Here is a 26,829-nt window from a genome sequence, read left to right on the forward strand (position 1 = left end):
GTGCAAAGTGAATTTATTTACTTTGCCGAGCGCAGAAATAGTCTAATGTAATTGAACTATTTCGTTAAGCAAGTGCAAAGTGAATTTATTTACTTTGCCGAGCGTAGAAATAGTCTAATGAAATTGAACTATTTCGTCAAGCAAGTGCAAAGTGAATTTATTTACTTTGCCGAGCGTAGAAATAGTCTAATGTAATAGAACTATAACAAAATGGCTAAAGAATTGAAGGAGCTTACGCCCCGCAGTAAAGATTACTCCCAATGGTACCTCGACTTGGTGATTAAAGCCGAACTGGCAGAAAATTCCGCCGTGCGCGGTTGTATGGTGATCAAACCGTATGGTTACGCGATATGGGAGAAGATGCAGCGTCAGTTAGACGACATGTTCAAGGAAACAGGACACATGAATGCCTATTTCCCGTTGTTCATCCCAAAGTCTTTTCTTAGCCGTGAAGCCGATCATGTGGAAGGGTTTGCCAAAGAGTGCGCCGTGGTAACACACTACCGCCTTAAAAATGCACCCGACGGCAGTGGCGTAGTGGTCGATCCGGAAGCCAAACTCGAAGAAGAACTGATTGTACGTCCCACTTCGGAAACCATCATCTGGAGCACCTACAAGAACTGGATACAATCCTACCGCGACCTGCCGATTCTTATCAACCAGTGGGCCAACGTGGTGCGGTGGGAGATGCGTACGCGCCTTTTCCTGCGTACAGCCGAATTCCTATGGCAGGAAGGCCATACAGCCCATGCCACAAAAGAGGAAGCCATCGATGAGGCACAACGGATGATCAATGTCTATGCGGAATTCGCGGAAAAATATATGGCCATGCCGGTAGTGAAAGGATTGAAATCGGAATCCGAACGGTTCGCCGGCGCTATCGACACTTACACTATCGAGGCATTGATGCAGGACGGTAAAGCGTTGCAATCAGGCACCTCCCACTTCCTGGGACAGAATTTCGCCAAGGCGTTCGACGTGCAATTCACTGACCAGGGCGGGAAACGCGACTATGTATGGGCCACCTCTTGGGGTGTTTCCACCCGGTTAATGGGCGCCCTGATCATGTCGCATTCCGACGACAACGGACTGGTGCTCCCCCCCAAACTGGCTCCCTATCAGGTGGTGATCGTCCCTATATATAAGAATAGTGAACAACTGCAACAGATCAACGAAAAGGCAGCCGGCATCATAGACCGGCTGAAAGCCCTCGGCATCAGCGTGAAATACGACAATGCCGACAACAAGAAACCGGGATGGAAATTCTCGGAATATGAACTCAAGGGGGTGCCGGTACGTCTGGCCATGGGTGGACGCGACTTGGAGAACAACACCATCGAGGTAGCCCGCCGCGACACTCTCACCAAAGAGACGCTGCCCTGTGACAATATTGAAAACCACATCAAGTCTCTGCTGGACGAAATGCAGGAAAACATCTACAAGAAAGCGGCGGATTTCCGCGCTTCCCAAATCCGCGAAGTGAACTCCTACGAGGAATTCAAAGTGGAGATAGAGAAAGGCGGATTCCTGCTCTGCCACTGGGACGGTACTCCCGAAACGGAAGAGCGCATAAAGGAGGAAACCAAGGCGACCATCCGCTGCATTCCGCTCGATGGAGACAAAACACCCGGTCAATGCATGGTAACGGGCAAGCCGTCGGCACAACGGGTACTCTTTGCACGGGCGTACTAAAAACCGAAAATTCATTTTTAGCGACGTGGATCTTCACTATTCACTATCCCCATGGCAACAGTAAAAGACTGGCTTTCCGCTTTTCGTCCGCGGACACTTTTCCTGGCTGTGGCCACTGTCGTCCTGGGAAGCGGGCTGGCCTTGCACGAAGGGAGTTTCAGTATGACCACCTTCATGCTCACCCTCCTGTTGGCTGTCTCCATCCAGATACTGGCCAATCTTTCCAACGATCTGGGTGATTTTCAGAAAGGGACCGACACTACCGGTCGCAGGCAAGGGCCCACACGCACCTTGCAAAGTGGAAAGATCACACCCCGGGAAATGAAAGGGGCTATTGCCCTATTCTCCTCCATCTGTATCCTTACCGGACTTTCTTTGATTCTGAATATCATTGCTTATATTCACTGGTCTTCCGCGGCCATACTAATCGGCCTGGGAGGATTAAGCATTCTCGCGGCACTCTTTTATACGCTGGGAAAGCGCGCCTACGGCTATAGAGGTTGGGGTGACTTGCTGGCTTTTATCTTCTTTGGCCCCGTACCGGTGATAGGTACCTATTTTCTTCATACCCACGGGTTCAGTTTTGAACCGGTCATGCCTGCCATTGGGATGGGACTTATCAGCACCATGATATTAAATATCAACAATATGAGGGATATAGAAAATGACAGAGCCTCGGGGAAAATCACCATTGCTGTGAAATTGGGGCTTAGCCGGGCAAAAGCATATCATGGGGGATTGACCCTCGCCTCATTTTTCTTTTTTCTCGGATACAGCAATCTATACGAACCGGTACCTTGGTACCGCTACCTTTACCTGCTCATTTTTCTCTTTTTGTTCAGGATGATGGATGGCATTCGCCGGAAAAACGGCCATGCGCTCGACCCCTATCTCAGGCTTACATCGCTATCGGGATTTTTGCTGTCATTGCTGTTTTCGGCATGTATCAACATCTAAAGCGGACGGGGAACGGCATAAGAAACTCTCCCACCCGACCCTTGTCGAACCCATAAACAAAAGAAGCATTCACTTTGAATTCATCTGGCAATTCCAATTGATAAACTCTGCCGGACTCGCTCCAGTTTGAATATGAAGTGACCGAGGTATAGTATAATTTTTACAACAGAAAAAATTTAACTCAATATCATAATTCAATTTTGCATTTCAATTATTTTGTTAACTTTGCGCTACTTACACATTCAATAATTGGTAATATGTTCGATAACAGCCAACGCGCTTTTATAGCCATTAACAATAGTGCGGAAGTATGCCTTGTACCCAGGATGGCAAACCGCCATGGTCTTATTACCGGCGCGACCGGTACCGGAAAGACCGTCACCTTGCAAACATTGTCCGAAACATTCAGTGACATGGGAGTGCCCGTGTTTGCCGCCGATATGAAGGGCGACCTGTCCGGAGTGGCAAAAACAGGAGGCAACAAGGAGAGTGTTGCAAAACGGGTTGAGCAATATAACCTGCCGGAAAAAGGATTCGAATACAAACCGTTTCCTGTACGCTTTTGGGACGTATTCGGCGAGCAAGGGCATCCGGTACGCACTACCGTCACCTCCATGGGGCCGCTGCTGCTGGAACGTCTGCTGGATCTGAACGAGACACAGGGAGCCATTCTTTCCATGGCCTTCCGGATTGCCGACGATAATGACCTGCTGCTGATCGACCTCAAAGACTTGCGGAAGATGTTGCAATATGTGGGCGACAACCGGACGCAGTTCACCACCCGGTACGGAAACATCTCCCCGGCAAGTATCGGCGCCATCCAACGGGGATTGATCCGGCTCGAAAACGAAGGCGCCGACAAATTCTTTGGCGAACCGGACCTGGAAATCACCGATTTCATCCAAACCGAACAAGGCAAAGGAGTAATTAATATCCTGGCTGCCGACAAGTTGATGAGATCACCACGGGTATATACCACTTTCCTGTTGTGGTTACTCAACGACTTATATGAAACACTTCCCGAGGTGGGTGACCTGGAAAAGCCCAAGCTGGTCTTTTTCTTCGATGAAGCCCACCTGCTGTTCAACGACATGCCTGCCTCACTACTCGAAAAAGTAGAGCAGATCGTCCGCCTGATCCGTTCCAAAGGCGTGGGTATTTATTTCTGCACCCAAAATCCGGCAGATATTCCTCAAACCATCCTTGGGCAGCTGGGGAACCGTGTGCAGCATGCGCTGCGCGCCTACACGCCAAACGACCAGAAAGCAGTACGAGTAGCGGCCAACACCTTCCGTGCCAATCCCGCATTCGATACCGGCGACGCTATTACCCAGCTCAACACAGGGGAGGCGCTTGTCTCGTTTCTTGACGAGAAAGGGGCTCCGCAAATGGTGGAGCGTGCCAATATCCTCCCGCCGCAGGGACAGATAGGACCAATAACGGTGGGTGAACGAGATCAGCTGATACGCAGCTCCCTGATTTACGGCGTATACGAAAAACTGATCGACCGGGAATCGGCCTTTGAAATATTGTCCAAAAAACAGGAGCTGCTTGAAGAAGAACGGCGTCTCGCCGCAGAGGAAAAAGAGCGTGTCCGTCAGCAGAAAGAAGCACAGAAGGCTGCCCTCGAAGAAGAGAGAGCAAAGCGCACGGCAGCACGGCAACGGAAAGCCGATCAGGGTTATCTGGGTGATATCCTCAACCAGGTAGGAAAAAGCGTACAACGGCAAGTCAGCAACGAACTGGGAAAAACCATCACCCGCAGTATTTTCGGGACGCTTTTCGGAAAAAAATAAGAGACTATTTGAATTTGTTTCCTCTTCCTTGTTTTGGCCATCATGGCAGGTATTTGATCCAAATAAGAGGAAGAAATATACAAAGAGTGATGAGGCGGAACGTCATCCTCTTTTCCGGCACCATTGCCGCTAATATCAAGGTAGGCAATCGCAATGACACACCGACGACTGTTTTCATGGGCGCGGGGCCGGCGAGGTGAAATTTGAGCGTGATCTTTTCGTCATCTGAAGGTGCTCAAAACATATAAATATTATATCTTTGCAACTATTTCATGCCTCCCGAGCAAGCGGGAGGCAAATTATTTACTTTCTACTGGGGCGTGAAAACGACTGGAAGAAAAAACCATCATATAACAGGGAATAATGAAGGAACAAGAGAGCGGGATTATAAGAGAACAAAAACAGATTAACCCCGTGGCGGACTGGTTTATCCGTCTTCTGAAGGGTGTCCTCGTGGGGATCGGATTTATCCTTCCCGGACTGTCGGGTGGCGTGTTGGCTGTTATCTTCGGCATCTATGATCCGTTGATCCGCTTTCTTGCCGATATCCGGCGGAAATTCCTGAAAAATGCACTTTACTTTCTTCCCGTGGCAATCGGTGCCGCTATCGGGATCGTTCTCTTTGCCGTAGTGGTAGAAAAGGCTTTCGGCAAATATGCCGCGCTGTTTGTCTCTCTTTTCGTGGGATTTGTGGCAGGAACTTTTCCGTCTCTCTATAAAACAGCCGGGAAGCAGGGAAGAAAATCGTCAGACATGGGCATTCTTATTGTCACCACGATCGCCATTTTTGCGCTGATGTTGGTCGGCGGACAACAACTTACCGAAGTAACCCCCAACCTCATGGTATGGCTCGGATCAGGGCTGCTGATGGGACTGGGACTGATCGTCCCGGGGATGAGCCCTTCCAATTTCCTTATCTATTTCGGCCTTTATGACAAGATGGCAATCGGTATTAAAGATTTTGATTTTGGTGTCATTATTCCGCTGATTATCGGGTTTATCGTCTGTGTGCTGCTCTTTGCCAAGTTGGCTTCCTGGCTTTTCAGGAGATATTACTCCGGCATGTACCACTTCATTCTGGGAATGGTGGTGGGCTCCTCACTGGCCATTTTCCCCACCGTAGTTTTCCCGGCATTCACCGCTGAACAACTTGCCGCGGCCGGGTTAACTTTTTGGGGAGCGTTGCTTATGAGCCTTCTGCTTTTCATAGCAGGCACCGTCGCCTCATGGCTCTTCAGCAAAGTGGAAGAGAAATATCCGAGGGAAGAAATGTTTTAGACAAGTTTCACTCCTCTCCAGCGATCCTGATCCTCGGGTTTCTCCCTTTCAGCTCGGCTATCAGGCCGTCTATATCCGCCTCATTGACTCCCAGCACTTCAAAACCCCGTACCTTGTCGATGCGGAGTTGGTTCTTCTTTATTTTTTGCAATCCTATTATATCACCAATAGCTATTCTTCTGTTTTTTGAAAACAATTTCAGTACAAAACGGATCTCCAAAAAATTCCGTTCAGTGACAGCATACTCCTTTATGGTGGTCGAGAGAATGAAAACAATGGCAAAAGCAAAGTAAATAAAATCCATCCAGATTCTCTCGCCGTGTCTGAACCTGTAAATAACCACACCTAAGAGGAAGAGTGAAACAATTCCCCAGAAAAGATTCCCAAGTCCGTTGTCCGCTTTATATCTTTTTTCCACAACCGTTGAATTAAAGTTATATTACTCCGGGAACACATTCGTTTGTTTCTGAATACTTTCCAAATATATTGCTCAAATATACACTTATTTCTGAAAAAAGGGTTTAAAAAATGAAAATAATCGGAGAATAGATCAACAGGTTGTTTTTGTCGACGAAACCGGCTTTTCAATGGACAAACCGTGTAATCTCATCGATACAACACTGAATATATGACACTTAAATAACAAAAAAGGGTATTTTCCCTTTAAACTTTTGCTTACCTTCGGAGGTCATAAGAGCAGATCATATTTTTATTCACTTTTTAAAATGGATGTATTATGAAGAAGATTGTATTCATGGCGATGGTTGCCATATTCACCCTGAGTTTTACCCTTGAGGCTCAGGATACGACAAGAAGTGGAAGGGACAACAGGCAGGATACCCGCAGCGGTATGAGATGGACGGCCAAGGAACGTGCCGACAATATGGAGAAGCAATTGGGACTGACTGCCGACGAGAAAGCGAAAGTGCAGGCTTTATTTGAACAACAGGATGCCAAACGGGCTGAGCAGATTGCCGAACAGAGAGCAAAGAGAGATGAGCAGATGCAGGATCGCGTCAAACGTCGCGAAGAGATGCAGGCATTGCGTGAAAAAGAGATGGCCGAAAACGATGCTGAACTGGAAGCTATTATCGGAAAGGAAAAGATGGAACAGTGGAAGCAGTATCGAGCCGACCGCCAGAAAGAGATGCGTAGTTCAAACCGCGAGGGAAGAAGGGGGCCTCGTTGAGGTTGAATAGGATGACCTTCACAAGAGGTATCCGACAACCGGCATATGAGCCTTCATTGAATCAATTAAATAACTACGGGTAAATTCGAAAAGCCGCCTCACACAACGGGGCGGCTTTTTGGTTAGTAATATTTCCGGTACATCTGCCTGAATGCTGCTGTTGTTTTAAACCGGTCGAGCCAACTATTAAGACTGTCCAGCAGCACGGGAGAATCTTTTCGCACTGCCCAGGATTCCATTTGAGTGAAACTGATATCAGTCTCAATATCTATCTCCGGCAGGACCGTGGCCAGACGCAGGGCCATTTTCTCATCGCATACCGTAAAGTCTATATCGCCCGACGCCACCATTATCACCAACTGTTCCGTTTCATAGGTGGTGTCTTCCACTATAAAAATAGTGTCTCCTATCTCATGGGAAAGATTCTTGAGCCGAAGGATAACAGGTGACTCCGCGGCTACATGGATGGTTTTCCCGGCCAAGTCAAGATGTTGGCGAATGGGCTCTATACGGTCGTTATACTCCCGCTTCCGTTGTACCAGCACCTGCTTGTTCAGCGTGATAGGATGGGTAAAGGCAAAGGTGTCTTTCAATTGTATATTGACCGGGATATTACGGGCGACCAAGTCGTAGCGCATTGCCTGCAGCCCTTCCAGATTCTCATCAAGACTGTTCTCCAGAAAGAGATTCACTTTTATCCCCCATTCTTTCTCAAGAGCCAGAATCATCTCCCGCTGAAAACCCTGTAACGAATCTCCTGAAACATACAATCCGATACTATTGTAGTCTGTCACCACATTCAATTCATCAGATGCTATTATCTCATGATAATCGCGCGGAGCCGGAAGAATGTTCCGGGAGGCTTTCATACCGGTCCTGAGCAGTATCATCACCACTACAGCGGCTATCAACAAAAGAAGATAGAGATATAAACGTTTTCGGGGCTGCAAACTGTAAAAGATTAATTATGTAAATTCACTGAAACGCCAAGCCTGAAGATAGCGGGGTTGACGGGATACCCTGGCAATGAAAAATATTCTTTTGGATTCATGAACTGCGAGGCCACATTATAATACATCACATAAAAACGGGTCTGTTTCAGGTGCATGTTGGCATAGACCGTTGCTATGGGATAATTGCCGATCTCTTTCTCCCGCTGATTGTAAAATTGCAACAACGCCGGCTCATAACCAGGTATATAATACTTTGTATGGTAATGCGCATCCACACCCAGTTGCAAGGTGAGCTCGTTCACAATTTTGGTCTTCAGATACATATTGGAATAAACGCTGAGATGAGGCACAGGGATTACTTCCTGATTGCTCGAAGCCTGGTAAACCACCTGGTTATCCCAGTTGAATATGCCAAAACGCAGGTGCTGCTCTATACGCGCGGTCACCAGTTGCACATTACCGCCCTCCTGGGCAATCTGCCTCTCACTGTTATAATAAATGAAATTCTGCAGGTTCTCCACCCCTGCGCTTAACGTGGTGTTTGTAAACGGTATATGTAGCTTACCTCCGACATAGACCCTGCGAATATCACCAAAATTATGGTTCCAACGGAAATATTTTGAGTAATAATTCTCTTCGAGATATTTAGGTTTTAAATTTTTAATGTAGGCATGCGCGGAGAGGGTAGTCCGCTTTCCGGCAATATCAAAACCGGTCTCCACATCCCCCATCGCCCTGAATTCACCCAGGTTCGCTCCCAATACCCCCAGATCGGCGCGGATATTAAACAGGAGATTATCGCCCTGCTGTTTATTCAGCACACCTCCTATGGTAACGGCACTTTCCCGGTGCCGCGTCATTCCCGGCCCCACACTATCCTTCATGGAATAATTGCGCAGATCATGTTCCAGAAAAGCGGTCAGCCCGAATTTCACCCACTCTTTGAATCCTTCCCGCAGCCCCAGAGAAACAGTGTTCTTCACCGACGAGAAACGGATACTGTCATCCACGGCCTCCTCATAGAACCGATTGGGATAAAACTGGTCTATCCGGTGCATATACACGCCATCCACATTCACAAAGGCGGTATCATGCGACAGGAACCGCCGATATTGCTGGGTGAACTGCGATGAAAAACCTATACTCGCCACAGGAACAAACTGTCCCTGCCCTTTGTGTGACGAATCGGCCGGTGCCTCCACATACCCCAGATTGTACCTGCCTGACAAAAAGAAACGGTTATTGCGTAATGAGTTCCATGTATTGGTGAATTTCACCGGGATATCCCTCGACGTGAAATTCTGTTGAACGGAATCAGGATGCGTGATAAAGCGCTCATCCGTTATTCCACCGTTCTCGGCATTGACCAGCGATCCAATATTCATGAAAGCATGGGCTTCAATCCTGTCGGAAAGGTAATTTCCAAAGAGTGAGAAATTATTATGCTTCACCGCTTGAGAGTTGTAATAACCCCGGGCATTGATCAAATCGACGTCTAATCCCACATTCAGGCTTTTCCCGAAATTAGAGACCAATCGTGCTTCAAAGCGTTCCTCTCTGGTTTGTTTGGGAGCAGCACGGTTGTAACTCAATCTGGAATAGGGTACCCTTGTATTGACGAACAACACCTCTTCCGGATCTTTCAGATAGAGATAGTAAGCATTGTTGAATATAAACTGTTCGGTTTCCGGCCTGTCGGCAAAGATCTTCGAGAAAGCCGGCGATCCCAGTGGCGCCAAGAAGCCCATGGCTACCGATTGTCCGTCGGGAAGGATGCTCTGTTGGTAATTATGGAGTAATGTGTCCGAAACGGCAGGCAGACGGTTACCGGTACGGGCATCGATCTTCCAGATAGTCATTTGTGCCAGCCGGCGAAGCGAATCGGCCTCCGCCCCATGATCGTTTATCAGGTGATCGAGGTGCGACGCCTGTCGGGGCGACCTCGAATTCAACTTCTGGCCGTTAGGTTCCGGAATCTGCCGGGGAAGAAGATCCAGCGAATCAGGATTCGTCGTGATCTGCGATGAATCGGGCAGAATAACGCGTGCCTGCGAATAGGTGGCCGTCACGCAGAGAACACATGCCAGAAGGGATATGAACAACTTTTCTTTCATCGGATGCAAATATAAATATAGTGAAAGCCGAGAGAAACGCCAAACTTGTCTGCATTTCCAAGGCGCATCCTATATTATGCAAATCTACATAAAAAATTGCCATCCCCCGATAATCGAGCCCGCTTTTCTCTCATTTTTGAGTTTTTTTAGGATGAAATACGACCCAAGGATCGCGCCTCCAATCTCACTTGTCGACCATCCCATTACGTTTATTTCACATACTCCGACACAGGATGGGCATCTGTTTAAAAAAATACTCCTTATTATGGATTGTTTTCAATAATTTCATTATCTTTGTCCCATCAAAATAATAAAAATGAAAGCAAACTTGTTCCATCATCATCATTTTCACACTTGCAATCAGGCGAGTTGAGGTTGGTATGTACGAACAGAAAAAGCATATATGCATAAACCCGTCTGAAGGAACTCAGGCGGGTTTTTGTTTAACATTCAATCGGACCCATCCGGGCCGATTGAGTAAAGTGACTAAAAAATGGAAACAATCAAAATCGCTATTCAAAAAAGCGGACGGTTAAGCGAAAAATCCCTCGACCTGCTCACCGAGTGCGGCATCAATGTCTCCAACGGCAACCGCAAACTGAGAACGGAAGCACACAACTTTCCTATGGAGATCCTCTTCCTGCGGGATGACGATATCCCGCAATATGTGGAACAAGGTGTGGCAGATATCGGTATCCTGGGGCAAAACGAGGTATGGGAAAAAGAAAAGGATGTAATAGAGATCGAAAAACTGGGTTTCGGAAACTGCCGCCTTTCTCTCGCCATCCCGAAAGATGAAGTTTACACCGGACTCGATTATTTCAATGGCAAGCGAATAGCGACAAGCTATCCCAGGATACTGAAAAAATTTTTCCGGGAGAAAGGAATGGATGTGAAGATTGAAGAACTGGGGGGAAGTGTGGAGATTGCTACCGGAATCGGCCTTGCCGACGCCATCTTCGACATAGTAAGTACCGGAAGTACCCTCATCATGAACGGGTTGAAAGAAGCCGAAGCCATCATCAAAAGCCAGGCTGTGCTCATTGGCAACAAAAACCTTTCGACTGCCAAAACCGAACTGCTGGAGCGGTTGTTATTCCGTATAAAGGCTTACAAAAACGGACGCGATAAAAAATACGTCTTGCTTAATGCACCCAACGGGATCATCCCCGATATTGTGAAATTATTGCCCGGCATGCGTTCTCCCAGTATCCTTCCGCTGGCCGACAAAGGTTGGAGCAGTGTCCACTCCGTGATTCATGACGACGATTTCTGGGAAATCATCGATGAACTAAAGCGCCTGGGTGCCGAAGGAATCCTTGTAGTGCCCATTGAGAAGATGATCCTCTGAATTGATGTGATAATTCGATGATGTGACGATGTGCCAATTGATCTTCAAATCAATAAATCAGTAAATCAGTTATAATGAAAACCATTTCAAACCCTTCGCAAAGCAAAAGGAAGAAACTGGCCGAACGCCCTATGATCAGGCAGCGGAAGTTGATGAATATTGTGGAAAAGATATTTTACAATATCCATCGAAAAGGAGATAAGGCAGTGCTCACCTATAGCCGTCAATTCGACTGGCCTGCCCAGGAGACATTGGAAGTGGATCGTGAGACCATTGAACAGGCGGCGGGATTAGTGCCCGAACGGCTAAAACAGGCTATCGCAATGGCACGAAAGAATATAGAAACCTTTCACCGTTCACAGCAGGAAGAGACACGCAAAGTGGAGACCGCTCCCGGCGTGTTCTGCTGGCGTGAATCGCGTCCAATCTCCCGGATAGGCATTTATGTGCCCGGCGGCACTGCCCCGCTCTTTTCCACCGTGCTGATGCTCACGGTACCTGCAAAAATCGCTGGATGCGGCGAAATAATATTATGCACGCCCCCTGACGAGGAAGGGAAAATCCATCCCGCCATACTCTATGCCGCCGCGCTGACGGGAGTGACGAAAATATTTGCTGTAGGAGGGATCCAGGCTATCGGAGCAATGGCTTTCGGCACGGAGAGTATTCCAAAGGTTGATAAACTATTCGGCCCGGGCAACCAGTACGTAATGGCTGCCAAACGGTCTGCCCAGTATTATGGCACGGCTATCGATATGCCAGCCGGGCCGAGTGAACTTCTGGTCATTGCCGACCACACTTCCAACCCGGCATTCGTGGCTGCAGACCTATTGTCACAAGCTGAACACGGACCAGATAGCCAGGTGATCCTGCTTTCAGACAATAAAAAGGTGATCAAGGCGGTCAATAAAGAGCTTGATGTACAGCTGGAAAACCTGCCCAGGAAAGAAATCGCGTCACGGGCTCTTAAAAACAGCAAGGCTATTCTCTTCAAAGATTTGGATGAATGTATCGACTTCAGTAATTTCTATGCTCCGGAACACCTTATCCTGGCTACCGAAAATCCGGTACTATTAAGCCGGGATGTCACCACAGCCGGTTCCGTATTCCTCGGACATTATAGTTGTGAGAGCGCCGGCGATTATGCCAGCGGAACCAATCACACCCTCCCCACAAGCGGACATGCGGCGGCTTACAGTGGTGTATCACTCGACAGTTTCGTGAAAAAGATCACCTTCCAACAACTTACCGAAGAGGGAGTGACAAGCATCGGCAATACAGTGGAGATCATGGCTGAAGAGGAACAACTCATCGCCCACAAGAATGCCATGACTCTTCGTCTGGGAGCGGTGAAGGCAAGGCAGATAACGCTGACAGGTTACACGCAGGAGCAGGAAAAAGAACAGGAACAGGAACAAGGACAGGAACAAGGACAGGGACAAGGACAGGGACAAGGACAAGGACAGGGACAAGAACAGGGACAAGAACAAAAACAAGAAATACAACAAGAGGAATCTCAAGCATCCTCACAATCAGAGTGGTACGATGCCGAAGAGCTGACTCAAAAAGAACACCAAGAAGACGAAAATGGAGAAATTTGATCTGGAATCGCTGGTACGCCCCAATATCCGGGCATTAGACCCCTACTCCAGCGCGCGAGATGAATTCACGGGTGATGAGGGTATCTTCCTCGATGCTAACGAAAACCCGTTCGGACAAAGGAATCGTTATCCCGACCCTCATCAGCGCCTGTTAAAAAAAGCCCTCTCCGAAAGAAAACAGATCCCGGTGGAGAACATCTTCATCGGGAACGGCAGCGATGAGGCAATCGACCTGGTTTACCGTATCTTCTGCGAACCGCGACAAGATCGTGTAATCATCTGTCCCCCTACTTACGGCATGTATGAGGTATCAGCCAATATCAACAACGTGGAAGTGCTCCGGGTGCCGCTGACCGATCAATTCAAATTGGACATCGACAAAATACTATCCCTTCAGGCACGATGTATCTTCGTCTGCTCACCCAATAATCCCACAGGGAACAGTCTTCAAAATGTGGAACGGCTGCTTCAGGAGTTCCGGGGCATCGTGGTAGTCGATGAGGCCTATATCGACTTCAGCGGCGGTAACAGCTTTCTAGAAAAATTGCCCGATTATCCCAATCTGATTGTGATGCAGACTTTCAGTAAGGCATGGGGATTGGCTGGGGCACGTGTAGGCGTAGCCTATGCAAGCGCTGAGATCATCTCATTGATGGACAAAACAAAACCTCCCTACAATGTAAGTTCACTGAATCAGGCGGAAGCGCTCAGGGCGTTATCTAATCCTCTTGAATTTGAGCGGCAACTCTCCATCATTCTGGAGCAACGCGCATTGCTGGAAAAAGAGTTGAAAGGTTTGTCCGTGGTACATCATGTCTATCCTTCCGATGCCAATTTCCTGCTGGTAGAAGTGACGGAAGCCAATGAGATTTATCGATATCTGGTCGGGAAAAAGGTGATTGTCAGAAACCGCAGTGCTGTCATCCGCAATTGTCTCCGTATCACGGTCGGCACACCGGAAGAAAACCGGATGCTGATAAGCGAATTGAAAAATTATAATTAAGAATGGAGAATTATTAAGTTCTAAGTTCTAAGTTCCAAGTTCTCAGTTCCAAGTTCTCAGTTCTCAGTTCTCAGTTCTAAATTCTAAATTCTAAATTCTAAGTGCAAAATATATGAAAAAAGTATTATTTATCGACCGTGACGGGACGTTGATCATAGAACCTGAGGATCAACAGATCGACAATCTGGAAAAACTGGAATTTTATCCGAAGGTATTCCGGAACCTCTCCCGTATCGCCGGCGAATTGGAATACGAATTGGTGATGGTTACCAACCAGGATGGGTTGGGTACTCCCTCATTTCCCGAAGAGGCTTTCTGGCCGGTACAGGACAAAGTCATCAAGGCTTTTGAAAATGAGGGAGTACATTTCAGTGAAGTACTGATCGACCGGTCTTTTCCCCACGAGAACCTACCCACCCGAAAGCCCGGCACCGGTATGCTCACCCATTATATGAGAGGAGGATACGATCTGGAGCATTCTTATGTAATCGGAGACCGGCTAACAGATGTACAACTGGCCCAAAACATGAAGTGTAAATCTATCTTACTGAATAATGATTCATATCCGGGAGTCACACTCCATACTACGGACTGGGGAGAGATCTATCAGTTTCTGAAAGAGGAGCCACGCAGAGGGAAAGTACACAGAAAGACATCCGAGACCGACATCTTCGTCGAGGTGAACCTTGACGGCAAAGGGGAAAGCGATATATCAACCGGACTGGGATTCTTCGACCATATGCTTCACCAGATCTCCCGCCACGGCAATATCGACCTTGCCATTCGCGTCAAAGGTGACCTGCAGGTGGATGAGCATCACACGGTAGAAGATACGGGAATCGCCCTGGGGGAAGCTTTTACACAGGCGTTGGGAAAAAAGAAGGGAGTGGAACGGTATGGTTTCCTGTTACCGATGGATGATTGTCTGGCACAAGTGGCCATTGATTTCGGAGGACGCCCCTGGTTAGTATGGGAAGCGGAATTTCAACGCGAATTCTTGGGTGATCTTCCCACGGAAATGTTCATGCACTTCTTCAAATCGTTCAGTGACAACGCCCGCTGCAATCTCAATATTAAAGCGGAAGGCGACAATGAGCATCACAAGATCGAATCTATATTTAAAGCCTTTGCCCGGGCAATAAAGATGGCAGTAAAGCGAGATGGAACAGAAGGTGTGCCCAGCACGAAAGGAACACTGTAGTGGATGTGATGATGGATTGGTTTGTGAATGGGGTGACGAGATGGCGGGGTGACGAGATGGTGATAAAATCTGAATTGAATCAACGTCAGGTGGAGTCAAGATCAATATAATAATATAAATTTTGAATTTGAAATAATTCAACAATGATAGCGATAATCAAATACAACGCTGGCAATATCACATCGGTCAAAAATGCGGTCGAACGGCTGGGTTATGAGTGTCAGGTGACCGATGATATGGATGCAATTCTATCTGCTGGGAAAGTCATCTTCCCGGGTGTGGGAGAAGCAAAATCAGCAATGAATCATTTGGAGAGTAAAGGATTAGATAAAATTATTCCATCTTTGGTTCAACCCACATTGGGTGTTTGCCTTGGGCTTCAACTGATGTGCCGGCATTCGGAAGAGGGTGATAGAAAGTGCCTTGGCATCTTCGATGCGAAAGTGAAAAAATTCCCCGCAACGGATATTGTCCCCCACATGGGATGGAACAATCTGGAGGTCGGGGTTAATCCACTTTTCAACGGTTTCGGTGAAGATGATACCGTTTATTTCGTGCATGGCTATTATGCGGAAATATGTCCCCAAACTATTGCCCGCTGCGACTATGTCTTGCCCTTCAGCGCCGCAATGCAAAGAGACAATTTTTATGCCACACAGTTCCATCCTGAAAAATCGGGTGACGTGGGCGAAAAGATCCTGAAGAATTTTCTGGACCTATCACGCTAATGTGCCAATATGAATAATGTGAATCAATGTGCCAGTATGAAAATCGAAAAATGAGAATTATTCCAGCCATAGATATTATCGGCGGCAAGTGTGTACGCCTCACCAAAGGCGATTATAACACACAGAAGATATATAACGACGATCCGCTCGAAGTAGCCAAAAAATTTGAAGCGAACGGTATCCGATACCTGCATGTGGTGGATCTCGACGGCGCCCGCTCGAAGCATATTGTCAATCATAAGATTTTACACGATATCGCCTCGAAAACCTCGTTGAGAGTTGATTTTGGCGGTGGCATCAAATCAGATGAAGACATCCGTATTGCTTTCGAGAATGGAGCGTCACAGATTACCGGTGGAAGTGTCGCGGTACAGCAACCTGACACTTTCCGTCAATGGCTCGGCACCTACGGGCCGGAAAAGATTATTCTTGGCGCCGACAGCAACCATCGGAAAATAGCGACACACGGTTGGATGCAACAATCGGAACTGGAGGTGGTCGATTTTATTTCTGATCACGCAAAGAAAGGTATCGTCTATGTCATCTGCACTGATATTCAGAAAGACGGCATGCTACAGGGTACCTCCAACGAATTATACCGAGAGATCATCGAAAAAACCGGCGTGAAACTGATTGCCAGTGGAGGCGTTTCTTCAATCGACGATCTGCAGGTATTGAAGCAGCTTGGTTGCGACGGGGCAATCATAGGAAAAGCGTTCTACGAGGGAAAAATCACTTTTCGTGAATTGCGGGAGTTTATTAGTGGATAAGGAAAGGCAAATAAGGGAAAACGGGAGAGGGAGGCCGGGGAGATCTCCTCATCCCGGATCTCAAATCTAAAATAAAAAGCAATGCTGAAAAAAAGAATTATTCCCTGTCTTGATATCAGGGACGGACGTACCGTCAAAGGGGTCAATTTCGTGGATATCCGCGACGCGGGCGATGCGGTGGAACTTGCCAAGCGATATGTGCGGGAAGGTGCGGATGAATTGGTCTTTTTAGACATCACCGCTACTGTCGAGAGGCGTAAAACGCTCACGGAACTGGTGACGCGTGTCGCACAGGAGATCAATATCCCGTTCACCGTGGGGGGAGGTATCCACTCGTTAGACGACGCGCGCGCCATAATCCAGGCCGGGGCCGATAAGGTCAGTCTGAACTCTGCAGCTGTCAAGCGACCGGAACTGATCACCGAAATTGCCGGTCAATTTGGAAGCCAGTGTGTAGTACTTGCTATCGATACTCATTACGAGAATAATGAATGGATCGTATATACCCATGGGGGTAAAACGCCGACGGACCTCCGCACCGTCGACTGGGCAAAGGAAGGCGAACACCGTGGCGCGGGGGAGATCCTGCTTACCTCGATGAATAACGACGGCACGAAGGATGGTTTTGCCATCGACATTACAGCCGCTGTCAGCGAAGCGGTACGCATCCCGGTGATCGCTTCAGGCGGCGCCGGAACCGTTGCACATTTTTCTGAAGTATTCACACAAACGAAAGCAAGCGCGGCACTGGCGGCCAGTATTTTTCATTTCGGGGAGATTTCCATCCCCACACTCAAAGATTATTTAAAAACTCAAAATATACCCATACGATGAATATCGATTTTTCAAAATCGGGAGGATTAGTTCCTGCCGTCATTCAGGATACGCTCAGCTTACAGGTGTTGATGGTCGGCTATATGAATGAAGAAGCGTTGAAGAAAACAGAGCAAGAAGGAAAGGTGACTTTTTTCAGCAGAAGTAAGAACCGCCTCTGGACAAAAGGGGAAACATCGGGCAATTGGTTGATCGTCGACGAGATCCTGACGGATTGCGACAGTGACACCATCCTTATCAAAGCCTATCCGCAGGGGCCGGCCTGCCATACCGGTTCCGCATCCTGTTTCGGCGGCAAACAATCGAAAGGATTTCTCTATGAACTGGAAAATGTGATAGAGAAGCGGATCACCGAAAACCCGGAAGGCTCCTATACTTCAAAACTGTTCAGCCGTGGTGTGAACAAAGTGGCGCAGAAGGTGGGGGAAGAAGCCGTGGAGTTGGTAATCGAAGCGAAAGACGACAATATCGATCTGTTCAAAAATGAAGCTGCTGACCTGCTCTACCACTTCCTGATCCTGTTAAAGACAAAAAAACTCAAACTGGAAGATATTGAAGCCATATTGGTTGAGAGGCACAAATAGTTAAAAAACCCGGACGATCCTACATTAGAACTCAACAATTTCAAAAACAAACTGTTGGTCTGGTTCTGTCTTGTATTCGTTTATGTACGAAGAGTATGTTTTTACGGATATTGTTTTATGAGTCCACTTTAAAAACTTCTTGCGAAGAAAATCACATTTTGATTATCAGGAAGTTGAGATATTAAAAACTCCACATTTTGACTTTTTCAAGTGGACTCATAAATGGTATAAGTGTCGTATATATATATATATATATCAGTGTTTACCTGAAATTCTCAAATAGAAAGCATATTTGTCAGTTAAAATGCTTCATTTTACATATTATCCGATAGTTAACATATCAGAATACATGCAGGGAAAAATTATAAAAAGATTTCGGAGACGGGTAATTATTTTAATAAAAAAAGTTGTTTATTTTTGCCATTTTTCCGGATATATTGCGTCTAATATAGAAAAAGAAGATAATGGAGGGGAATAAAAAAGAGCATGCCTTTGTAAAAATCGTTCAGGAACACGAACGGATCATCTATAAAGTCTGCTCTTTCTATGTTTCGGACACCTTTCCCCTTGCCGATCTGTATCAGGAAGTGGTTTGTAACTTGTGGCGAAGTTTCCCGAAATTCAGGAATGAAAGTTCTCCCGGAACATGGATTTACCGAATTGCCTTGAACACCTGTATCTCGGGTATACGCAAGGAGAAGAAACGCCCGAAATGCGATTACACTATCGAAGATTTATCCGATTGGTTTATCGAACAGGACAGCCTGAACGAAAATATCCGTGAAATGTACCTGCTGATCAATCGGTTGAAAACACTCGAAAAAGTGGTTGTCCTCCTTTATCTCGAAGAAAAATCCTATCAGGAAATCGCCGACATCACCGGCTTGACATTAAGTAATGTGGCCACAAAGCTGAAACGTGCAAAAGAGAAACTCAGAGAAATGTCACACCTCTAAAAAAAACAGGAATTATGGAATTAGACGAATTAAAAAACACGTGGGCTGCGCTAGACAAACGGTTAAAAGAGAACAATACACTGAACGAAGTTATCATCCTGAAAATGATACAAGTAAAAGTGGAAAAAACGTTAAACAGGTTAATATTTTGGGATATTTTTTCGGTTTTCATCCTGATTGCGGTCATTCCCGTCATAGTTTATTGGCTCGACAAATACTCAGGAAGACTACTGTTCGGGGATATTGCAGTTATCTATGGGGGTATTATTTGCGTCGTTTCCGCTATATGGTATATATATAAGATTCGGGAATTAATAAAAATAGACGTTACGGAAAATATCCGCGACAATATTTATTACACCAATAAATATGCGGTTCTAGTTAAAAGGGAAAAACTGATCATGGCATTTGTCGGGCCCAGCATCGCTTTACTTTGCATCGCTGCGTATGCCGAAGCGAAAGTAAGTGTTTCGTTATGGATATTGTTGGGGTCCATGTTTGTTTTAGCGTCCCTGATAACCGCATGGTCATATAAAAGGCTTTACCAAAAAAATATAGATTCGATCCTGAAAAGCCTCGGAGAGATCAAAGAACTGGAAGAAGAATAAACATCGCCAGCCAAAAGATTTAGCGGTAATCGCATAACACACGAAAGTTCAATAAAGTATAGTTTATATGAACGGATTCCTATATATTCACTGGGATGTGAATCCGAAGCTGATAGATGCAAACGGATTCAGTTTGGGATATTATAGTTTGTTATTTGTCGGAGGACTGATATTAAGCGCATGGATCGCAAGAAAGATCTTTCAAAAAGAAGGATTATCGGACAATGACTATGAAAAGCTGGCTCTCTATTGTGTGGTGGGCATTGTATTGGGCGCCCGCTTAGGACATTGCCTGTTTTATCAGCCTGATTATTATCTGAAACATCCCTTAGAGATGATTCTCCCATTTTCATGGGAAGGCGGCCGGTTCGTGTTGACTGGTTACAGGGGGCTGGCCAGCCACGGAGGAGCAATCGGCTTAATCATAGCCGTCCTGGTTTTCAACCGAAAAACAGGTATTCATTATCTTACGGTTTTTGATTATATCGCCATTGCAGTTCCGCTGGGAGGGGCGTTTATCCGGTTAGGTAATTTAATGAATTCCGAAATAATTGGAAATCCGACCAATGTATCCTGTGCATTCATCTTCGAAAGGGTTGATCAGGTTCCCCGCCATCCCGCCCAATTATATGAAGCGATCGCATATCTGATATTTTTCGTACTGGTTTACAACATCTATACAAAGAAGAGAGAAACATTGAAACGAGGATTTTTATTTGGTTTGGTGTTGATGTTGATCTTCACTTTCAGATTTTTTATTGAATTTCTAAAACAGGAACAGGTCGATTTTGAGAGAGGATTGGTGCTGAATATGGGACAATGGTTAAGTATTCCTTTTATTCTATTGGGTGTTTATCTGGTATTTTTTTATAAGGAACCGATAAAAAAATAAAATACAAGAAATAAACACTATCTTATCAGTTTTGTATTTCGAAAATTGATTGAATTCCCTCAAAACAAGGATAAGGGTATCTATGAAAGATCTAAACCGTTCATTTTTCACTAACTTTGAGGCACAATGAATGGGCATTACATGGTGGAAGCTTTTCTTAAAATACGATTTAAGCAATTATACCGGGGTCTGACGGGGATCGGGTTGTTCCGTATTGTTTTCCTGGTCTTATTGTTCGCTTATCTGTTACTCTTCCTGTTCGCATCAACGAAAAAACAACCCGGTTCGCTGTATGTTGCCGCCGGAACGGTATTCATCATCCTGAGCCTGCACATTCGACGAAAAGACAAACTATTCCTGAAAACCTGTTTTGAAAAGCATACACAAATTTATTTGTCGGAATATGCAGCGCTTGCGTCCATCGTCATTCTATTTCTGGCCGTTCATTTGCAATGGATCGCGTTGCTGGTGCTATTGAGCAGCATTTTCCTGATTGCCAGGACCGACATCAAACCACGACACCTCCACACACTGAATACCAAGTTTCAATCCTTTATTCCGGCATCCTCCTTTGAATGGAAAGTGGGAATAAGGCAATCGTTTTTTATCTTTGTTCCGGTATGGATCATCGGCTTTTGCTCTTCTTTTTTTATAGGAAGCGTGCCGGTAGCATTGTTGACTCTCGGCATTATCATTTCCGGTTTCTACAGTCAAAACGAACCGTACCAAATGGTTATTCTATATGAAAAAAGCGTCAACCGGTTTTTGTACGGTAAAATCGGAATGCAGATAACATTATTTGGCATAGTCGCTTTCCCTCTGATCCTTATCTTTATCGTTTTCCATTCCAATAAATGGTATATTCCGGTCATTGAATTTCTGATCCTTACATCGATACATGCCTATCTGGTATTGACCAAATACGCTTTTTACGAGCCAAACCGGAATTCACAGGCCGCACAGATTATCGGAGCCATCGGGATGGTAAGCATGTTCATCCCGGTTCTCCTGCCTGTTATATGGGCGTTATCCGTTCTGTTTTATATAAAATCGCAGAAAAACTTAAACATCTACTTACATGATTTCCATTAAAGACCTAACTATATCGTATGATAAACAATCCACCGTTATTGATTCTCTGGATTTATCCATGGAAGAAAACAGCATACACGGTATCGTGGGGTTAAACGGAGCAGGAAAAACAACACTGTTGAACGCGATATACGGATTGATAAAAATGGATTCCGGAGAAATACACCGTGCGGACCAGAAAATTACCAAAAGGGATATATCCTACCTGACTACGGAAAATTATTTCTATTCGAACATTACCGGCAGGGAATACATCGGGTTATTCCGGAATGTGCGTTTTGACCTGGATAAATGGAACGAACTGTTTTCGTTGCCGCTTGACGAACTGATCGACCATTACTCCACAGGAATGAAAAAGAAACTGGTGTTACTTTCCATCCTGAAACAGGATAAACCAGTCCTGATCCTCGACGAACCGTTTAACGGGCTTGATATGGAAACATGCCGCATTATCCGTTCTATCTTATTGCGATTAAAAGAGCGGGAAAAAACCATTATCATCACATCGCATATTATGGAAACATTAACCAATCTATGCGATTACATCCATTATCTGGAATATGGAAAAATAGTCCTGACTACAGATAAAACCCATTTCCAAGAATTTGAAGACACTCTTTTCAAATCAATAGAAAATAAGAATATCGGGTTAATCACGGAATTAATCGATTGATCCTTTCCGGCAAATAATCCACACGTTCTGCCCTTCAGCAAGCGTAGTGGCAAACAGGTAGATATCACCGCCGTCCGCTAATCCCGTTTTGCGGCGGATCTCGGCAACCGTCATAGGGAAATTACGGACTGCGATGTTCGCTTTTTTCGTATCCTGTAAAAAGGTTTTTATGTTTTTCTTATTCGGGACAAAAAACGCCTCTACTTCAAAGACACGGCCGGGAAAATCCGCCACAAGTTCGTCAGATGTATATAAATGGCTGTTGGCATGCAGTTTTTGGAGGTTGTATGCTTGCGCAACCGATTTAAAAGCGCCCGCTTTCAGGATCGATGTGTTGGGCTCATATAAATAACGCCCGGGTTCGCCGGCCAACGGGATTGACGCATTCCGTTCCTGCTCCGGCGTGAAAGAAAAAATCTCTTTTCCTCCCGACCTTCCAAGGTTCACGGCCACAAACAGCGGTTCATTCACTGCTCTCTTCGACAATAGGAAAAGCAACTCCTTACACTCGTTATCTACCGAAACGATATGTACCGCACTTACACAACGGAGGGTTTTTACCGCCAAGGAAAGGTCCAGCATGGGCGAATACTTCACCATTACCCTACCCGATTTTTCGAGCAGCCACGGTCTTATTTTCAATAGATCGGGACTGCAATCCTCAATCCTGAACAGTTTCCGTCCGGCATCATCGCGCCGGGAAGGATCGAGATAGATAAAATCCAGAGGTGTGGTCTCTTTCAGGAAACGTTCCGCCCCGCCACAATAAATCGTCGCGTTTCCCAGTCCCAGCACTTGGAAATTGTGCTCCGCCATCCGGCATAAGTCTTCATTTTGTTCTACATAAAACGCTTCCCGGAAATATGGAGACAGGAACGAAAAATCAACTCCCATTCCTCCGGTCAAATCGGCGAAAGTATTGTTTTCCCACTCCACTGAACCGGCGTTTGTCGTCTCAACAAAGGAAGTCAAATCGGCAAACGAGGCGTTTCTTCCCGAAACCAGCGAAGCTTTGTAGCGGGCTGTCAGTTCCGACGAAGACTGTTCCAACGAAAGATGCGGCGGATAAATGATATCTTCCTCCGCATACCACGAAGGTATTTTCTTTTCTGCCATTTGCCGCCCTGCAATCTGCGTCAATAACAAAGGCATATCATCACGTACAAAACGCAAGGCTGTCCTGCGCACGTCTTCGCGTTCATGCGCAAGGATAAACCGCTTTTGTTCGGGAGTCAGTCGCATAGGGAGATACCAAAAAATAAAAACAACCTTACTTTGACAAGCAGGCTGTTTTTATCAACTAAAAAACTATATTTTATGGTTCAAGTTCCATTTTACCGGAACTCCAAAGGCAATTGCTGTTAGGCTTCTGCCTGTACTTTAGGTTGTACCGACACGAACGAGCGGTTGTCCCTCCTTTTACGGAAAACCACCACGCCGTCTACCAGTGCAAACAAGGTATGATCCTTACCCATACCCACATTCTCTCCGGGATGATGAGCAGTCCCGCGCTGACGCACAAGGATATTACCGGCTTTTGCCGTTTCACCACCGAATATTTTCACGCCCAATCGTTTACTTTCCGATTCACGGCCGTTCTTGGAACTACCTACACCTTTTTTATGTGCCATTTCCTTCTGATTTTAACTGATTAAGCAATAATCTCTTTTACTCTCACTTCTGAAAACTGTTGACGGTGACCGTTCAGTTTCCTGTATCCTTTTCTTCTTTTCTTTTTGAAAACAAGGACTTTGTCGCCTTTCACATGGGAAAGGACTTCCACTACCACTTTTGCTCCCTCGATGACCGGCGCACCTACTGTTACAGCACCATCCTTATCCACGAGCATTACTTTCCCAAATTCCACCTCAGCGCCCTGGTCGGCATTGATCCTGTGGACAAATAATTTTTGGTCTTGTTCCACTTTAAACTGTTGACCCTGAATGTCTACAATGACGTACATATGAAAAATAACCTGAAGTTACGTGCCTGAGGCGGGCCGCTCCCCGCGGCCTCTTTTCTGGCCTATTGGCAAATTGAGGTGCAAAATTACACAATTAAATCGTAAAACCCAAACAGATCAGTTGTTTTTTTCCAAACTCCGGTATGCATTCCCTATATTTTCGATGATATCGGAAGCGACGAAACTGCGGGGATGGATGCGCCCACCCGTGATGTCGGCGGTCACTCCATGCAGGAAAACCCCTATCCTGGCGGCTTCTACCGCTTGATACCCCTGCGCCAACAAACTGGTGATCATACCGGCCAGCACATCCCCGCTTCCGGCGGTAGCCAGTGCGGGCGTGCCACTGCTATTGACGTATATTTCTTTTCCATCGACAATCAGCGAATAAGCTCCCTTTACCACTATTATCACATCATATTTGCGTGCAAAAGACCTTGTTCTCTCTATCTTGTCATAATCGTCGCGCCACTCACCAATGAGCCGCTGGAGCTCTTTGGGATGGGGAGTCAGGATGGTTTCCGACGGCAGAAGGGGGAGCCATTCAGGATGCCCGGCCAGGATATTCAACCCGTCGGCATCCACCACCAACGGAGTATTGTTCTTGCGCAGGAAGTGGTACATTGCCCGCGCTGTTTCCTCATGCAATCCCATACCCATACCCATACCGATCGCGTCCGGCTTCAGTTCGTGGTCAATAGAGGTAATATGCTCCTCCCCTTTATCTTCAAGGGCCATCGCTTCAGGGAAATAGGATTGTATGGCCGCCACACCACATTTGGGCAGATGAGCCGTAACCAATCCACAACCGGTTTTGAGTGCCGCTTTCGACGCCAGGGAAACCGACCCGCATTTGCCGAGGCTTCCACCGATAATAAGCGCATGCCCCAGAATTCCTTTATGGACAAATTTGGAGAGCGGTTTCAGCAGCTCTCTGATTCTCTTCTTTTCCGTCAGGTAAATATCCGTCTCCACTTCAGCGATAGCTTCCTGGTTTAAGCCGATATTTACAATACGGACATTCCCGGCAAACCCGGCATTTTCGGGAAGAAACAGCGCCAGTTTAGGGATCTGGAACGTCACCGTTTCGGTCGCTTTCACCGCAAACTCCGTTTTCCGGTCGGGAAACAGTCCACTCGGCGCATCGATACTGATCACCTCTTTTCCGCACTCATTGATCCGAGCGATCACTTCGGCAGCGGTTCCGCTTACTTCCCGCGACAATCCTGTACCGAATATACCGTCGATCACCACGTCAAAGGGCGACAGATCGGGAATATCCTCGTGGTGAAGAATCTTTTTATAGGGGATATTTTCAGCTTTCACGCGGCGGATATTGTGGGCACAGTCTTCGCTATATCTATTGCCGAACTCCACCATATAAGCCTTCACCGGATACCCCGATTTATGTAGCAGGCGGGCTACCACCAGCGCGTCGCCACCGTTGTTGCCCATCCCGGCAAAGATGATTACGGATGTATTCCTGTCGGTGTATTTCTCCGTAAAAAACCGATAAAAAGCAGTCGCCGCACGTTTCATTAACTCAAGTGAGGAGATTTCCTCCCGTGCGATCGTTTCCGCATCTATCTTGCGGATCTGTTCCGATGTAAGGATTTTCATATGATTATTTTATTTTTTTATTTCGGCATATGGAACCTTTGATGTGCAAAATATTCACTAAAGTTAGATATTTATTTTCTAAAGATCAACCAGACGGAAGTTCAATATTCTTATATCTTGTGTGGATAGCCACCATCAACGCGCCGAACAATACCGCCATAACGATCATGGCATGGCTGGCCAGCCCCTCTACGGTAAAATGAGGTTGCAGGCTTTATCATGAAAGAGAACTTTATCCATACCGGATAAGAAGAAAAAAGAGCAAAAAAACAATTGCAATAGAATGAAAGCAGCTTCGATCTTTTGGAGAAGATTTCCAGGAATAGTGTTTTTTCTTAAAGAGATGACTTCACCGATGAGCGATCAACAGGCAGGTAAACAATGGATAAAAAAGTTGAAATGGCAAAACAGGAGGGACTGAAAACCAGAGCAACACAAAAAAACCACCATAGCGTGGTGGTGTTAAAGTGCGCAGGATGAGACTCGAACTCACACGCCGTAACCGGCACTACCCCCTCAAAGTAGCGTGTATACCAATTTCACCACCTGCGCATTTGCAGTGCCCAGAACAGGACTCGAACCTGCACGTTGTTGCCAACACTAGTCCCTGAAACTAGCGCGTCTACCAATTTCGCCATCTGGGCATTCTCATTCAATTAAATAGAAAAACAGGCCTCCGCCTGTCGCTATCCGAAAGCTCCTGTTTCCAGCCATATGAACCGTCTGTTTCCGAATCGCGGATGCAAAGATAATAGTTTTTTTATACCTGAACGAATATTTTAAAAATTTATTTCAGGTTTATACGGTAAACACAGAAAAGCAAAAAACAGACCTGTAATACCGGATGATAATGGGTTCCGACAATGCTAATTTTGACAGAGAGATATTGGGTCTCCAATCGAGTAGGTAGGGGGATTACTCCCCCGCCCTCTCACACCACCGGACGTGCCGTTCGGCATACGGCGGTTTAATTT

24 protein-coding genes, 2 tRNA genes and 1 pseudogene are annotated in these 26,829 nt (G+C 46.3%); 18 read left to right on the plus strand and 9 right to left on the minus strand.

Going from position 1 to position 26,829, the window contains the following annotated elements; translation table 11 throughout:
- The first annotated feature begins 210 nt into the window (after positions 1-210).
- From proS to D7D25_RS15060, 4 genes are all read left to right on the plus strand, one after another.
- Positions 211-1,692: a proline--tRNA ligase gene (proS, locus tag D7D25_RS15045; protein ID WP_122969754.1), complete on the plus strand. Its 1,482-nt coding sequence runs from the start codon at positions 211-213 to the stop codon at positions 1,690-1,692.
- 51 nt (positions 1,693-1,743) lie between these two features.
- On the plus strand, positions 1,744-2,649 hold the full coding sequence (gene menA, locus D7D25_RS15050) for a 1,4-dihydroxy-2-naphthoate octaprenyltransferase (RefSeq protein WP_122969755.1): 906 nt from the start codon (positions 1,744-1,746) through the stop codon (positions 2,647-2,649).
- Between the two features lie 257 nt (positions 2,650-2,906).
- Positions 2,907-4,445 (plus strand): helicase HerA-like domain-containing protein, encoded by a 1,539-nt coding sequence (locus tag D7D25_RS15055; RefSeq protein WP_122969756.1) that lies wholly within the window; start codon positions 2,907-2,909, stop codon positions 4,443-4,445.
- A gap of 363 nt (positions 4,446-4,808) precedes the next feature.
- Positions 4,809-5,723: a DUF368 domain-containing protein gene (locus tag D7D25_RS15060; RefSeq protein WP_122969757.1), complete on the plus strand. Its 915-nt coding sequence runs from the start codon at positions 4,809-4,811 to the stop codon at positions 5,721-5,723.
- A gap of 7 nt (positions 5,724-5,730) precedes the next feature.
- On the opposite strand, the gene D7D25_RS15065 is transcribed toward D7D25_RS15060, so the two are convergent.
- A complete protein-coding gene (locus D7D25_RS15065) occupies positions 5,731-6,141 on the minus strand; it encodes a hypothetical protein (RefSeq protein ID WP_122969758.1) in 411 nt (136 codons plus the stop codon).
- 318 nt (positions 6,142-6,459) lie between these two features.
- Here D7D25_RS15065 and D7D25_RS15070 point away from each other — a divergent pair, with 318 nt between their 5' ends.
- Positions 6,460-6,912 carry a hypothetical protein gene (locus D7D25_RS15070; protein ID WP_122969759.1) on the plus strand — a complete coding sequence of 151 codons (453 nt, stop codon included), beginning with the start codon at positions 6,460-6,462 and terminating at the stop codon, positions 6,910-6,912.
- Between the two features lie 122 nt (positions 6,913-7,034).
- Here the strand turns inward: D7D25_RS15070 and D7D25_RS15075 are convergent, their stop codons facing one another.
- Entirely contained in the window at positions 7,035-7,862 is an 828-nt protein-coding gene (locus D7D25_RS15075) for a transporter substrate-binding domain-containing protein (protein ID WP_122969760.1), read from the minus strand.
- Between the two features lie 11 nt (positions 7,863-7,873).
- Positions 7,874-9,979, minus strand: coding sequence for a putative porin (locus D7D25_RS15080; protein WP_122969761.1), 2,106 nt, complete (start codon positions 9,977-9,979; stop codon positions 7,874-7,876).
- Between the two features lie 493 nt (positions 9,980-10,472).
- Between D7D25_RS15080 and hisG the strand changes: the two genes are divergently transcribed.
- The 13 genes and pseudogenes from hisG (at position 10,473) to D7D25_RS15150 (ending at position 22,272) form a co-directional block, all read left to right on the plus strand.
- Positions 10,473-11,330, plus strand: a complete 858-nt coding sequence (hisG, locus tag D7D25_RS15085; RefSeq protein WP_122969762.1) for an ATP phosphoribosyltransferase — start codon at positions 10,473-10,475, stop codon at positions 11,328-11,330.
- A 74-nt stretch (positions 11,331-11,404) separates the two neighbouring features.
- A pseudogene (gene hisD / locus D7D25_RS15090) lies at positions 11,405-12,685 on the plus strand (histidinol dehydrogenase); the annotation flags it as partial.
- A gap of 232 nt (positions 12,686-12,917) precedes the next feature.
- On the plus strand, positions 12,918-13,934 hold the full coding sequence (hisC, locus tag D7D25_RS15095; protein ID WP_122969764.1) for a histidinol-phosphate transaminase: 1,017 nt from the start codon (positions 12,918-12,920) through the stop codon (positions 13,932-13,934).
- A gap of 112 nt (positions 13,935-14,046) precedes the next feature.
- On the plus strand, positions 14,047-15,135 hold the full coding sequence (hisB, locus tag D7D25_RS15100) for a bifunctional histidinol-phosphatase/imidazoleglycerol-phosphate dehydratase HisB (RefSeq protein WP_122969765.1): 1,089 nt from the start codon (positions 14,047-14,049) through the stop codon (positions 15,133-15,135).
- 143 nt (positions 15,136-15,278) lie between these two features.
- Positions 15,279-15,863, plus strand: coding sequence for an imidazole glycerol phosphate synthase subunit HisH (gene hisH / locus D7D25_RS15105; RefSeq protein ID WP_122969766.1), 585 nt, complete (start codon positions 15,279-15,281; stop codon positions 15,861-15,863).
- A gap of 50 nt (positions 15,864-15,913) precedes the next feature.
- Entirely contained in the window at positions 15,914-16,633 is a 720-nt protein-coding gene (gene hisA, locus D7D25_RS15110; RefSeq protein ID WP_122969767.1) for a 1-(5-phosphoribosyl)-5-[(5-phosphoribosylamino)methylideneamino]imidazole-4-carboxamide isomerase, read from the plus strand.
- Positions 16,634-16,714: 81 nt separating this feature from the next.
- Positions 16,715-17,467 carry an imidazole glycerol phosphate synthase subunit HisF gene (gene hisF, locus D7D25_RS15115; protein WP_122969768.1) on the plus strand — a complete coding sequence of 251 codons (753 nt, stop codon included), beginning with the start codon at positions 16,715-16,717 and terminating at the stop codon, positions 17,465-17,467.
- Entirely contained in the window at positions 17,464-18,051 is a 588-nt protein-coding gene (hisIE, locus tag D7D25_RS15120; RefSeq protein ID WP_122969769.1) for a bifunctional phosphoribosyl-AMP cyclohydrolase/phosphoribosyl-ATP diphosphatase HisIE, read from the plus strand. The genes hisF and hisIE overlap by 4 nt, the downstream gene beginning before the upstream one ends.
- Positions 18,052-18,515: 464 nt before the next feature.
- A complete protein-coding gene (locus D7D25_RS15130) occupies positions 18,516-19,007 on the plus strand; it encodes an RNA polymerase sigma factor (protein ID WP_122969770.1) in 492 nt (163 codons plus the stop codon).
- Between the two features lie 14 nt (positions 19,008-19,021).
- Positions 19,022-19,615, plus strand: a complete 594-nt coding sequence (locus tag D7D25_RS15135) for a hypothetical protein (protein ID WP_122969771.1) — start codon at positions 19,022-19,024, stop codon at positions 19,613-19,615.
- A gap of 67 nt (positions 19,616-19,682) precedes the next feature.
- Positions 19,683-20,507 carry a prolipoprotein diacylglyceryl transferase gene (gene lgt, locus D7D25_RS15140; RefSeq protein ID WP_122969772.1) on the plus strand — a complete coding sequence of 275 codons (825 nt, stop codon included), beginning with the start codon at positions 19,683-19,685 and terminating at the stop codon, positions 20,505-20,507.
- Positions 20,508-20,633: 126 nt separating this feature from the next.
- Positions 20,634-21,599: a hypothetical protein gene (locus D7D25_RS15145; RefSeq protein WP_122969773.1), complete on the plus strand. Its 966-nt coding sequence runs from the start codon at positions 20,634-20,636 to the stop codon at positions 21,597-21,599.
- Positions 21,586-22,272 (plus strand): ATP-binding cassette domain-containing protein, encoded by a 687-nt coding sequence (locus D7D25_RS15150; protein WP_122969774.1) that lies wholly within the window; start codon positions 21,586-21,588, stop codon positions 22,270-22,272. Before D7D25_RS15145 ends, D7D25_RS15150 begins: the two co-directional genes overlap by 14 nt.
- Here the strand turns inward: D7D25_RS15150 and D7D25_RS15155 are convergent.
- The 6 genes from D7D25_RS15155 to D7D25_RS15180 form a co-directional block, all read right to left on the minus strand.
- Positions 22,261-23,514 carry a class I SAM-dependent methyltransferase gene (locus D7D25_RS15155; protein WP_122969775.1) on the minus strand — a complete coding sequence of 418 codons (1,254 nt, stop codon included), beginning with the start codon at positions 23,512-23,514 and terminating at the stop codon, positions 22,261-22,263. The two genes, D7D25_RS15150 and D7D25_RS15155, sit on opposite strands and share 12 nt — an antisense overlap.
- A gap of 119 nt (positions 23,515-23,633) precedes the next feature.
- A complete protein-coding gene (gene rpmA / locus D7D25_RS15160; protein ID WP_122969776.1) occupies positions 23,634-23,903 on the minus strand; it encodes a 50S ribosomal protein L27 in 270 nt (89 codons plus the stop codon).
- A 20-nt stretch (positions 23,904-23,923) separates the two neighbouring features.
- The gene (gene rplU / locus D7D25_RS15165) at positions 23,924-24,235 is read right to left on the minus strand and encodes a 50S ribosomal protein L21 (protein WP_122969777.1); all 312 of its coding nucleotides are present in this window, start codon (positions 24,233-24,235) and stop codon (positions 23,924-23,926) included.
- Positions 24,236-24,352: 117 nt separating this feature from the next.
- Positions 24,353-25,855 carry an NAD(P)H-hydrate dehydratase gene (locus D7D25_RS15170; protein ID WP_122969778.1) on the minus strand — a complete coding sequence of 501 codons (1,503 nt, stop codon included), beginning with the start codon at positions 25,853-25,855 and terminating at the stop codon, positions 24,353-24,355.
- 468 nt (positions 25,856-26,323) lie between these two features.
- Positions 26,324-26,407 (minus strand) — tRNA-Leu (locus tag D7D25_RS15175).
- 8 nt (positions 26,408-26,415) lie between these two features.
- Positions 26,416-26,499 (minus strand) — tRNA-Leu (locus D7D25_RS15180).
- Positions 26,500-26,829 lie beyond the last annotated feature (330 nt).

Origin of the sequence: Proteiniphilum sp. X52, assembly GCF_003712195.1 — a bacterium.
Taxonomy (GTDB): Bacteria; Bacteroidota; Bacteroidia; order Bacteroidales; family Dysgonomonadaceae; genus Proteiniphilum.